Below are 12,726 nucleotides of genomic sequence, written 5' to 3' on the forward strand. Positions count from 1 at the left end.
AGATCATTCAGCTGACATAACGCCTTCGCGAGCAGGCTCGCTCCCACGGGATTTGTGCCGGCCGCAACAATCGTGATCAACCGACGATTTCCAGAGCCGGCTGCTGGTTCGATCCAGACGCCAGATATTCCACCAACTCATCCAGCGGCAAAGGTCGGCTGATCAGGTAACCCTGCACCTGATCGCAGCCGAACCCGCGCAGCAACTCCAGTTGCTCCGGCGTCTCGACCCCTTCGGCAACTACTTCCAGGTGCAGGTTGTGCGCAAGGTTGATCATCGCGTGCACCAGTTTGCGATTCTCTTCGCGCTGTTCCATGCCGCCGACAAAACTTTTGTCGATCTTCAGCAAGGTGATCGGCAGGCTGTTGAGGTGCACGAACGACGAAAACCCGGTGCCGAAATCGTCCAGCGAGAAGCGCACACCGAGGCGGCCGAGCGCATCCATGGTCTGTTTGACCAGATCGCTGCGCCGCATCACGGCGGTTTCGGTCAGTTCGAATTCCAGCCACTGCGCCTCGACGCCACGCTCGGCAATCAGACGGCTGAGCGTCGGCAGCAACTGGCTGTCCTGAAACTGGCGGAACGACAGGTTGATCGCCATGTGCAGCGCCGGCAGCCCCTGCTCGCGCAACGCCTGCATATCGCGCAAGGCGCGGGAAATGACCCAGTAGCCCAACGGCACGATCAGACCGCTCTGCTCGGCCAGCGGGACGAACTCGCTCGGTGGCAACAGACCGCGCTCGCCATGACGCCAGCGCACCAGCGCTTCGAGGCCGACAATCTGGCCGTCTTCAAGATTCAGGCGTGGCTGGTAATGCAGTTCCAGCTCATCGCGGCGCAAGGCCCGGCGCAGTTCGCTCTCGAGGTCGGCCATGCTCCGCGCGTTGCGGTTGATGCGTTCGTTGAAGATATGAAAGGTGCAGCCCTGCGTGCTCTTGGCCTGCTGCATGGCGATGTGCGCGTGCCACATCAGTGGATCGGCGCCGCCATTGGCGCGGGCATGGGCGATGCCAAGGCTGGAGCCGATCAGCAGGCTCTCGCCGTCGACCCAATAAGGTTCGGCCAACGCCTCAGTGATGCGTTCGGCCATCCACTCGGCGCGTTGCGGTGCACGACGGGTATCGATCAGCAGAGCGAATTCATCGCTGCCCAGCCGTGCCAGTTGATCGCCGGCCTCCAGCTGACTTTTCAGCCGCGCGACCACTTGCAGGATCAGGCGATCGCCGGCCTGATGACCGAGAGCGTCGTTGGCATGGCGGAAGTTGTCGAGATCGAGATGGCCGAGGGCGAGACCGCGACCGTCGCCTTCGGCAAGGCGCGCAGTGAGCAGGGTCTGAAAGCCCTGGCGATTGGCGATGCCGGTCAGCGGATCCTGTTCGGCGAGGCGCTGCAAGGTGTTTTCCAGCACGCCGCGCTCGCGCACATGGCGCAGGCAACGCTGGAGCATGCCGGCGTCGAGGGCGTCGAACACCAGCCAGTCGCTGACACCGACCGGCGCGGTGGCCGGCTCGTGCTCCAGCAGCAGAACGGTCGGCAGGCTGCAACGCCCGGGCGGCGGCTGCAACGCTGGCAGGGTCAGCAGTACCGCGTGGCGGTTGTCTTCGAACAGGCGGCTGACCGAATCCCAGTTCGGCGCGCTGATCAGCACCGCCGCGCTCCCCATCGGAGCCAGACACTCACGCAACAACGCTGTCCACGCTGGCTCTTCGGCCAGTAGCAGCAAACGCAAGGGTTCGACAGGCGTAGACAAGCTGACTCCCTAGACTCTGCAATGATGTAGGCGGGGCATTATGCCGGTGTGCTGAACAATGACCAATGCGTTGTCTGATGACAACGGCATCGAAACGTTATTTTGTGTCACGAATGAGAACATTAGCCGCAAAATCCCCGCGTATCCTGCGTGAAAGTAACAAAACCGGCAAATTTGAATCGCGTGTTGCGTCACAAGTCGGACAGAGCAGCACAAATCGCTGAGCCTGTTAAAATGCCGGCCCATTTCGTCAACGACTCCCGAATTTTCGTATGTCCCGACTCAATCCCCGGCAGCAAGAAGCCGTGAACTACGTCGGCGGCCCTCTATTGGTGCTCGCCGGTGCTGGCTCCGGCAAGACCAGCGTGATCACGCGCAAGATCGCGCACCTGATCCAGAACTGCGGCATCCGCGCCCAGTACATCGTCGCCATGACCTTTACCAACAAGGCCGCGCGCGAGATGAAAGAGCGGGTCGGCACCCTGTTGCGTGCCGGCGAAGGGCGTGGCCTGACCGTCTGCACCTTCCACAACCTGGGCCTGAACATCATCCGCAAGGAGCATGCGCGGCTGGGCTACAAACCCGGTTTCTCGATCTTCGACGAGACCGACGTCAAAGCCCTGATGACCGACATCATGCAGAAGGAATACGCAGGCGACGACGGCGTCGACGAGATCAAGAACATGATCGGCGCCTGGAAAAACGACCTGATCCTGCCCGCCCAGGCCCTGGAAAACGCGCGCAACCCGAAGGAGCAGACCGCCGCCATCGTCTACACCCACTATCAGCGCACGCTCAAGGCGTTCAACGCGGTGGACTTCGATGACCTGATCCTGCTGCCGGTAAAGCTCTTCGAAGAACACGCCGACATTCTCGAAAAATGGCAGAACAAGGTCCGTTACCTGCTCGTCGACGAATACCAGGACACCAACGCCAGCCAGTATCTGTTGGTGAAGATGCTCATCGGCAAGCGCAACCAGTTCACCGTGGTCGGCGACGACGACCAGTCGATCTACGCCTGGCGTGGCGCGCGCCCGGAAAACCTGATGCTGCTCAAGGACGACTATCCGTCCTTGAAAGTGGTCATGCTCGAGCAGAACTACCGCTCCACCAGCCGCATCCTGCGCTGCGCCAACGTGCTGATCTCGAATAACCCGCACGAATTCGAAAAACAGTTGTGGAGCGAGATGGGCCACGGCGACGAGATCCGCGTGATTCGCTGCCGCAACGAGGACGCCGAAGCCGAGCGCGTGGCCATGGAAATCCTCAGCCTGCACTTGCGCACCGACCGCCCGTACAGCGATTTTGCGATTCTCTATCGCGGTAACTACCAGGCCAAGCTGATCGAATTGAAGCTGCAACACCATCAGGTGCCGTATCGCCTGAGCGGCGGCAACAGCTTCTTCGGTCGCCAGGAAGTGAAGGACCTGATGGCCTACTTCCGCCTGATCGTCAACCCGGATGACGACAACGCCTTCCTGCGCGTGATCAACGTGCCGCGTCGCGAGATCGGCTCGACCACCCTGGAAAAGCTCGGCAACTACGCCACCGAGCGCAAGATCTCGATGTACGCCGCCACCGACGAAATTGGCCTCGGCGAACATCTCGACAGCCGCTTCACTGATCGCCTGGCGCGCTTCAAGCGCTTCATGGACAAGGTCCGCGAGCAGTGCGCCGGCGAAGATCCGATCTCGGCGCTGCGCAGCATGGTCATGGACATCGACTACGAGAACTGGCTGCGTACCAACAGCTCCAGCGACAAGGCGGCGGACTACCGCATGGGCAACGTCTGGTTCCTGATCGAGGCGTTGAAAAACACCCTCGAGAAAGACGAAGACGGCGAAATGACCGTCGAAGACGCCATCGGCAAACTGGTGCTGCGTGACATGCTCGAGCGCCAGCAGGAAGAAGAGGACGGTGCCGAAGGTGTGCAGATGATGACGCTGCACGCCTCCAAAGGGCTGGAATTTCCCTACGTGTTCATCATGGGCATGGAAGAGGAAATCCTCCCGCACCGTTCCAGCATCGAAGCCGACACCATCGAAGAAGAACGCCGCCTGGCCTATGTGGGCATCACCCGCGCCCGTCAGACCCTGGCCTTCACCTTCGCAGCCAAGCGCAAGCAGTACGGTGAAATCATCGACTGCGCGCCGAGTCGCTTTCTGGATGAGCTGCCGCCGGACGATCTGGCCTGGGAAGGCAACGACGACACCCCGACTGAAGTCAAAGCCGTGCGTGGCAATAGCGCATTGGCCGACATACGCGCGATGTTAAAGCGCTAGAATCGACTACTTTTTAATCTACCTTCGGCGCCCATCGCGCCAACAGAGGAAGCTGTTGTGGAAGCACTGCACAAAAAAATCCGCGAAGAAGGCATCGTGCTTTCCGATCAGGTCCTGAAAGTCGACGCTTTCCTGAACCACCAGATCGACCCGGCCCTGATGAAGCTGATCGGTGACGAATTCGCCGCGCTGTTCAAGGATTCCGGGATCACCAAGATCGTTACCATCGAAGCCTCGGGCATCGCCCCGGCGATCATGACCGGTCTGAACCTCGGCGTGCCGGTGATCTTCGCCCGCAAGCAACAGTCACTGACCCTGACTGAGAACCTGCTCTCGGCGACCGTCTACTCGTTCACCAAGAAGACCGAAAGCACCGTGGCCATCTCCCCGCGCCACCTGACCAGCAGCGACCGCGTGCTGATCATCGACGACTTCCTGGCCAACGGTAAGGCGTCGCAAGCGCTGATCTCGATCATCAAACAGGCCGGCGCCACCGTTGCCGGTCTGGGCATCGTCATCGAGAAGTCGTTCCAGGGCGGCCGCGCCGAACTGGACTCGCAGGGCTACCGCGTCGAGTCGCTGGCTCGCGTGCAATCGCTGAAGGATGGCGTCGTCACCTTCATCGAGTAACCAGCGGCACCGAGTTATACCCTGTGGGAGCGAGCATGCTCGCGACGGCATTGTGTCAGTCATCCTGTTAAGTGAATGACACACCGCTTTCGCGAGCAGGCTCGCTCCCACAGTGGGTTCTCGGCTGGTCAGTTATTGCGCGGTAGCTTTGAGGCCTGTGAGCAGCAGGCGTTGGAAAAGGTCCTCCTTCAAGCCTTCCGGATTCGTCAGCTGCATCCGCTCAAGATGTTCCGGGAACACTGAGGCCTCCGGCGCATCCAGCGCTGCCTTGCCCAAGTCGAGAATCTCGGTCAGCTTGAACTTGCTCTTCAGCCAGTTCAGCGCCCGCAGCAGATCCCGTTCGATGGCGGTGAAATCACAGCCCAGCGGATACTCCGGAAACAGGTTCGGATGCCGTGCGGCAATCGCCTGCAAGCGTTGCGGTGTGTTGTCGGCAAATCGTGGATCGAGACGGAAGTCCTTCGGCAGCTTGCCGACTGTCTGCGCCTGTTCGATCAGTCCCGGCTGAAACCGCGAGTCGCTGATATTGAGCAACGCTTCGATCACCGCCGCGTCGGGTTTGCCGCGCAGATCAGCGATGCCGTACTCGGTGACGACGATGTCGCGCAGGTGCCGCGGGATCGTGCAGTGGCCGTAGTCCCAGACGATATTGGAGCTGACCTCGCCGCCGGACTCACGCCAGCTGCGCAGGATCAACATCGATCGCGCGCCTTCCAGCGCGTGGCCCTGAGCAACAAAGTTGTACTGCCCACCGACACCGCTGAGCACGCGTCCGTCCGCCAATTGATCAGCCACCCCGGCGCCGAGCAGAGTCATGGTGAACACGGTGTTGATGAAGCGCGCATCGATGCGCTGCAAGCGCTTGAGCTCTTCTTGGCCGTACAGCTCGTTGATGTAGCTGATGCGGGTCATGTTGAATTCCAGCAGCTTGCTTTGCGGCAACTCGCGCAGCCGCTCATAAAAACTGCGCGGGCCAAGGAAGAAGCCGCCGTGCACCGAGATACCGTCGGGCTGCGCGGCTTCGTCGAGGGTACCGGCGTTGGCCTGCTCCTGAGTCGGCACATCCGGATAGACCTTGCGCCGAATGATCCCGGCATCCGCCAATACCAACAGCCCGTTGACGAACATCTCGCTGCAACCGTAAAGGCCTTTGGCAAATGGCGCGGTGCCGCCCTCGCGCTGGATCAATTGCGCCCATTGGCTGAGGTTGATGTCATCGAGCAACGCCTGATAACCGGCGTTATCGGCCTGACGGGCAAGTAGCGCAGCAGTCAACGCATCCCCCATCGAGCCGATACCAATTTGCAATGTGCCGCCATCGCGCACCAGCGTACTGGCGTGCAAGCCAATGAAATGATCCTGAAAGCCCACCGGCATGTTCGGCGTGGAAAACAGCGTGCTGCTGTCCTTTTCGTCGATCAGCAAATCAAACGTGTCGATATCGACTTCCGCATCGCCGGGCATGTACGGCAGATCCGTATGCACCTGGCCGACCAGCACAATGGTCTCCCCCGCCTCGCGGCGCTTGGCGATCATCGGCAACAGGTCGAGGGTGATGTCCGGGTTGCAGCTCAGGCTCAGACGATCGGGATGCTCACTGTTGCTGGCCAGCAGTTGCGCCACAAGGTTCAGGCCCGCCGCATTGATGTCGCGAGCGGCATGGCTGTAATTGCTGCTGACGTAATCCTGCTGCGCCGGCGCGCTGTTGAGCAGACTGCCAGGCTGCATGAAAAACTGCTGGATACGGATGTTGGCGGGCAGGCTGTCGCGCTGCAGATCGGCGAGGAAATCGAACTCCGGATAATCACCAAACACGCGCTCGACGAAGGGCTCGATAAAGCGCTTCTGCAAGCCATCGCCCAGATTCGGCCGACCGAGGCACAGCGCGGTATAGATCGTCAGCTGCCGCTCGGGCAGCTCCCTGATCCGCCGGTACAGCGCGTTGACGAAGTGATTCGGCTTGCCCAACCCCAGCGGCAGGCCCATGTGGATGTGCGCAGGCAAACGCGCCAATACGTCGTCCACCGCCTGTTCGATCGAACACAACTGCACCATCTGAAGCCTCCCGCCCGTTCCGTTGATAGGGGTAGACCGAGATTGCCGGGGAATTACTTCAGAGGGAAGGTGATTAAAAAGAAAAACCGCGAAATTTCTTGATGGGTCGAACCTCAAGTTAGGTTGCAAATACCTACAAAAAATATATAGCAATAACAATGAATTGTCCGCGCCCAATGAATCACCTCACAAACTTCTAGGTATTTTTCCTACATCGAACCGAATTTAATCATGCATGACTACAGGAAGCGTCTGAATTGAAGTTATTTCAATCCTCGCTAGGATTCATAACGTAACACTCCAGAAACTTATGCCATCAAGGCAAACACTAATTCACGTCAAGGCTCAATTATGGAAATCGACTTCTTAGCAATCCGTCGTGCCCGAGCACGCGTTCTAAACTCAACGACACCAATCTCAACTTTGGCGATTCAAGCATTCAGTAACTTGAGCGCAGCAAGCAGCGGTTCACGACCATGCACTAGCTGCTGTTCACAGTGTTGGCAAGGATGCTGCTACGCGACCTATATGTAAATAAAATTGGGTGGCACTCGAACCGAGTGGCCGCCCTCACTATTTAAGGATAAGACAATGAAAAATCCTAAAGATTTTTTAAGCGGAACAACGCCCATGAAACGCGGCTACGCTACTGACTGTCCAGTCTGGCCATACCTGTCTTATTACATCTTCCATATCGAAAAACAATTTCCGAAATCATGTAAAAACAACGAAGCATTGAAATCAACGGTCATCAATGGCTTTGTAACCAACCTTGCAGCACGACTTACTAACGCGGCAAATAATGTCTTGATAACGGAAAAAATAGTGTTTGAAAAGACCATCAGCAGCAAAATGGAGACTTCTGCATATTTCAAATTGGTTGGTGAAAATAGGAACTACCTCCTCGACATTATTAGCGCCTACCCTGAAATGGATCGAGTCCTGACCAAACTTTCAAATAATTTTATCGAATTCACGATACAGTTAGTCCTCGCTCTCATCGAAGACAGACAAGATATAAACAAACAATTCGATATACCGACCGGATCCACACTTTCCTCCGTTGATGTTTCATCCAGCGAAACTCACATTGGATCTAGGACCGTTTGTATACTTTCTTTTGGTTCCATTAAGATAATTTACAAACCGAGAAATTTGGAACTTGAAGCCGAAGCATCTGATTTACTACTGCATTTGAGCAATGCTGCCGGAGATGATTACGAAAACTGGAAATTACCAAGGTATCTTGTAAAAAAAGAACACGGCTGGTCAGAGCACACACCTCAAACTCAGGCAGAAAACGAAGCCGAAGTTTCTTCTTACTTTAAAAGAGCTGGATTTCTTTTAGGCTACTGCACCACTTTTATGGCCGCCGATATTACCTCTGACAATTTGATTGCACATGGCGCAAGCCCTATCCCAATTGATCTCGAAACCATTTTCTATAGCACCCTTAATATTGAAACCATTCCAAAAGAAGTACGCTGGAATGTCACCCAAACAAGCATACTTCCAAACTGGACGTGGAAAGGCACCGACGGCATAGGTGTAGACCTGAGTGCGTTAGGTGGACTATCGGAGCAATATGTCAGCTTAAATCTGTATCAACATCTGGAAGACGAGAGTGGACAGAGCCAGTTTGGCATGGACGGAGTGAAAATATTTCCAAACCAAAACGTTTTGTATATCGATGGAAAAGCGGCGCAGCCGTGGCACTACGAAAAAGAAATCATTGAAGGCCTGAACAAATTGTTCTCCATTGTGAATAGTAATCAGGCTTCAATCATCGAAATTATTGGTTCTCTCCGAGGAAGAAGAAATAGGTATATTCCGAGGCCGACCGCCACATATCACTACGCTATCCAATGCTCCTTGCATGCGACTTTAATGCGATGCACTAAAAAACGTAGAGCCTTCCTAGAGAACATTCTCAATAACGACACCGCCCCTGCCATAGGCTTTCTCAAGGCAGAGATCGCCGCTTGCTTGGATTTAGACGTACCTTTTGCTCAAGGACAAACTGGGGCCCTTGAATTCTTTGAACCAAGATACGATGGCAATGGCCACCTAGATAGCAATGACTATATAAACGGAATCGATAACAGCCTCCAATACGTTCAAACCATGAGCAAGAACAGAATCGCATTTGAAGAAAAACTGACTGCGAATACTTTATTAGCAATGAAAAATATGTATGAACATGGTGATAAGCTGACGGACCACACATTCAGACAATACGACGACCTGAACGACCCTCGGTATTCAAACGTAGATGAGATCATTAACAAACTCAGGTCATCATCAGAGGTCAATGCGAAGTTGATCAATGAGATGTTAGGCAGTGAAATTTCCAGCAATGGACTTTGGTTGGGATTTCATTCATCACCTGGCGGTTACATGGAGTTCTCAGAGTTAGGGGACGATTTCTACTACGGCCTGTCCGGCATTCTCTACGGGTGCGTGGTCGCTACTAGCCGCAGCAGCGCTATAGATAAAAAGCTGGTAAGCCAACTGCTAAATATTTGTTACAGCAGAGTGATCCAAAAACTTTCGAATAAAGGTACGCATTTAGGTGGTTTTCACTTCGGCTTATCCTCCGCAATTATACCGCTATTGATAAGCCTAGACTATTTTGATGATGAAAGGGAACACGAACTACTACAACTCTACAAGAGATATGTTGAAGAGGCACTCATTGAGCCTTGGTGGCAAAAATACTTTTGGGGCTCGGACTTTCTACCAGGTATGTTCGGAACTTTAAACGTACTGACTCATCTCTTCAGCCTCACGAAAGACAAATGCTTTTCTGATTTAGCGAAATCCTTATACGATAAGTTAAAAACAGAACTCACGCCTATAGCCGGCCGCAAACTAGCGACATTTGATAATGCAGTCACTACTAGAAGCGATGCTCTATTGAGCGGATTGTCCCATGGCATTATGGGGTGCGCATATTCGTTATTTTATTTCAACGATCTGATCGCAAAAGACGACTCAATCAAGAATTTATTCTTAGGATTTCTATCTTGGGAGCTCGACCAATATGATGGAACGATTGAAAACTGGCATGACTATAGAAAACGTTCAGCATCAAGTGCGGGCGAGTTTTCATGGAGCCATGGCTTACCAGGAAACTTCTTGGCAATAGATTATTTTGCTAGAAAGGGAGTGAGACTGGCAACAGAGTTCTTGGAGAAACATCCGTCTAAGACTGCATTTTCTTACTACGATCTAGAAAAAAGAAAGCGCCCTATTAACGACTCTTTATGTCATGGCGCTTTTGGAATTCTTAATATAATTAAAAAGCTTTCACCAGATTCGCTAAGTAACCCTAAGATATTTCTATGGTCAAACATCATCAACCTCAGTGAGCAAAGCAGTCGAAACCTTAGAACAAAGACTGCAGATCCTTTGGGTTTGTGGATTGGAAGAGTGGGATCGCTAATCGGCTCAATTGGGCTAATCGAGCATGACTATGAATTTCCATTCCTCCCCCACCAAATGGGGTTTCTAGAATCATGAAGGATAATCTAAAACTCTGCTGCTTTGGTGTAGGCATTGCGATTCTTACAAGCGCATCACCCTATTTAATAGGCAACTCAATCAATCTATACTTGGCAAGTGACAGTTTATATTTATACGCGCTCGCGGGCGCTTCGTTCTCCCTCATCGCCACGCCCCCATTAAAGCTGGCAGCCAACATCTATCTACAAAAAACCGCGTCCAAAACAAGATTTATTCTGAAGAAGGCAATCCTGAATCACCTACTAGACAGAAGCTTCGAGCATACGCAAAAACCAGGCGAGCGGATCGAACTCATCGATGGCGACGTTGATGGCTCGATATATTTGTATCACTCAATTTATCTGGATGTATCGCTGAACTGCAGCATCATTATCGCTGCTCTCCTGGTGACTGCCCACTATCATCCACTTCTGGCACTCGCACCACTTACCGGCCTCGTTTATGCTATTGCGGCATACCTTATAACTCGAAAAAATAGCAACTCACTGTTTGCTGAGTACGTTCAAGAAAACACCGTAACAATAGGCGCCATCTGTGAGCTTTTGCTTAATGCAAAGCCATACACCAACAGGATCAAGATCGATATAAAAAATATCGAGCGCCTCGCTTTTCGCTCAAGTCTCAAAGCCACAACATTCGAATCAATGTCAGGCACATGTTATCCGGTAGCGATAGTGGTTTTATTATTGGTATCGGCCCATCTGCTAAGCGTTGGCGAAACGAATATAGGCTCAATTTTTGCCTCAGCCATCTATCTTGAACGCGTTCTGAGCCCCACGATGTCACTGATATCTATCTACTACTCGAGCAGAGAGGCATCTTATAGACGTAGTCGAATTCGTAGCTACGAACTGCAGCACGAGGGGCATTGAACTATGTTTATATGCTTGCGAAATAACCTGACCGTTTTTCTGCTTTCGGTTATTTGCCTTACCGTAGCAAGTATATGTCAATTGTTAATACCATCAGTCATCGCAAAGAGCCTGTCGGCTCTTACTACTGGCTCCATTAAGGCTGAATTTTATTTCACTCTTATCGCTGTTTTTCTAACCAAGCTATCAAGCCAAGCTCTGGGCAATTCCTTGGCAACGCTCATAGAAGCAAGATCCCGCTTTCTACTTATCAACTTCATTGTGCATGATAAACGCCCCTCTCCATTATGTTATCGGGTGACATTGATAAAAGAAGACGCGGAAAAAATTGCTTCCGTCATTCATGACACAATCCACCTCATGGGCTCTTGCATTTTGACGGTTTCCGCAGCCTATATTCTGCTCCGGGAAAACATCTATTTCTTCCTGCCCATCGCTTTAATTATTGTGTTGACGTGTGTGCAATTAAGATTTGCCAAGCCTGTAATCCAGCGGTTATATGCAGCAGAAATGTCGAAGGAAGATTTGTACAAAGAGTCGCTTATCAGCGCCTTCAACGTTTCCAGCGATGGCAAGCAAAGTAAAATGCAACTCATCAGAAGCTATGGATATTTGAAGGACACGGTAAGAGCACGCTACAAGTATCTGAAAGCAAGCGCCATACAATCCTTCTGGCCGGAAATGGCTATATCGGCGGGGACGGTATCGGTTATTTTCTTCAGCGCCGCTGCCACGCCGGAATTATTTGGCGAGCGTCTTATTGCCTGTCTCGGTTATATCGGAATTTTTACCATGGCCAGCACTGGTTCGATAAGACTCGGCATAACGATGATTGGCGTGAAGGTATCCGTCGATAGAATCTTCAGAGGGCATCGATATGAATGATCTGTTTATCCAGCAAATACGCCTGAAGCCAGACATGACGGTGGGTGACCGGCTACAAAACCTCTTCCCGCTTGAGCTCAGCAACTCGATAACGGTTTTTATCGGCGAAAATGGTGCTGGGAAATCCACATTACTTGAAGCTATTGCCATCAAGTCAGGCTGCAATCCAGAAGGCGGTGGGAAGAATTTCAATTTCTCGACTGAGAATACTCATTCAAAACTGTACGAAAGCCTGACGCTCTCAAAAGGCTACCGAAGGGAGAAGGACGTTTTTTTCTACAGGGCAGAAACCTTCTACAACTTGAATACTGCAATTCGCAAGCTTGATGCAGAGGCGAGCTTTGATCCCGAAATAAAGAGCTACTACGGCGGCGTGGATATGCATTGCCTGTCGCACGGTGAAGCCATGGAGGCGTTGTTTCAACATCGATTCAAAGCCCAAGGTCTGTATGTGCTCGACGAGCCGGAAGCATCGTTATCCCCGTTGAGGCAATTGGTTTTTATCAACCGGATAATGGAGCTGTCGCGCGGCGGCGCGCAGTTCATCATCGCTACTCACTCTCCCCTCATCATGTCGATCCCGGGATGTGATCTTAGGCAGATATCAGGAGGGCGCTGCGAGCAAATAGCGCCTGAAGATACCGATGCTTACGCCGTGTACAAAGCGGTGCTCAATTCTGCCGGCGCCTACATCACGAAAAACATGCAGTGAGATTGCAGGCGCAAA

8 protein-coding genes are annotated in these 12,726 nt (G+C 53.0%); 6 read left to right on the plus strand and 2 right to left on the minus strand.

Going from position 1 to position 12,726, the window contains the following annotated elements:
• Window positions 1-76: 76 nt before the first annotated feature.
• The gene (locus V8J63_RS01405; protein WP_024014783.1) at window positions 77-1,750 is read right to left on the minus strand and encodes a putative bifunctional diguanylate cyclase/phosphodiesterase; all 1,674 of its coding nucleotides are present in this window, start codon (window positions 1,748-1,750) and stop codon (window positions 77-79) included.
• Window positions 1,751-2,022: 272 nt separating this feature from the next.
• Here V8J63_RS01405 and rep point away from each other — a divergent pair, with 272 nt between their 5' ends.
• Window positions 2,023-4,032: a DNA helicase Rep gene (rep, locus tag V8J63_RS01410; RefSeq protein ID WP_016772574.1), complete on the plus strand. Its 2,010-nt coding sequence runs from the start codon at window positions 2,023-2,025 to the stop codon at window positions 4,030-4,032.
• 57 nt (window positions 4,033-4,089) lie between these two features.
• Window positions 4,090-4,662 (plus strand): xanthine phosphoribosyltransferase, encoded by a 573-nt coding sequence (locus V8J63_RS01415; RefSeq protein WP_016772573.1) that lies wholly within the window; start codon window positions 4,090-4,092, stop codon window positions 4,660-4,662.
• Window positions 4,663-4,794: 132 nt separating this feature from the next.
• Here the strand turns inward: V8J63_RS01415 and V8J63_RS01420 are convergent, their stop codons facing one another.
• Window positions 4,795-6,717: an acetyl-CoA hydrolase/transferase C-terminal domain-containing protein gene (locus V8J63_RS01420; protein WP_336463461.1), complete on the minus strand. Its 1,923-nt coding sequence runs from the start codon at window positions 6,715-6,717 to the stop codon at window positions 4,795-4,797.
• Window positions 6,718-7,308: 591 nt separating this feature from the next.
• Between V8J63_RS01420 and lanM the strand changes: the two genes are divergently transcribed.
• Genes lanM through V8J63_RS01440 form a run of 4 tightly spaced genes read left to right on the plus strand, consistent with a single transcriptional unit; the run spans window position 7,309 to window position 12,711 of the window.
• Window positions 7,309-10,239, plus strand: a complete 2,931-nt coding sequence (gene lanM, locus V8J63_RS01425) for a type 2 lanthipeptide synthetase LanM (protein WP_336463462.1) — start codon at window positions 7,309-7,311, stop codon at window positions 10,237-10,239.
• Entirely contained in the window at window positions 10,236-11,114 is an 879-nt protein-coding gene (locus V8J63_RS01430) for an ABC transporter transmembrane domain-containing protein (protein ID WP_125916825.1), read from the plus strand. The genes lanM and V8J63_RS01430 overlap by 4 nt, the downstream gene beginning before the upstream one ends.
• Before the next feature lie 15 nt (window positions 11,115-11,129).
• Complete coding sequence (locus V8J63_RS01435) at window positions 11,130-11,999, plus strand: ABC transporter ATP-binding protein (protein WP_153189128.1); 870 nt, start codon at window positions 11,130-11,132, stop codon at window positions 11,997-11,999.
• Window positions 11,992-12,711: an AAA family ATPase gene (locus tag V8J63_RS01440; RefSeq protein WP_125916829.1), complete on the plus strand. Its 720-nt coding sequence runs from the start codon at window positions 11,992-11,994 to the stop codon at window positions 12,709-12,711. Before V8J63_RS01435 ends, V8J63_RS01440 begins: the two co-directional genes overlap by 8 nt.
• Window positions 12,712-12,726 lie beyond the last annotated feature (15 nt).

It is taken from the genome of Pseudomonas sp. CCNWLW23 (assembly GCF_037095675.1).
Classification (GTDB): Bacteria; Pseudomonadota; Gammaproteobacteria; order Pseudomonadales; family Pseudomonadaceae; genus Aquipseudomonas; species Aquipseudomonas atacamensis.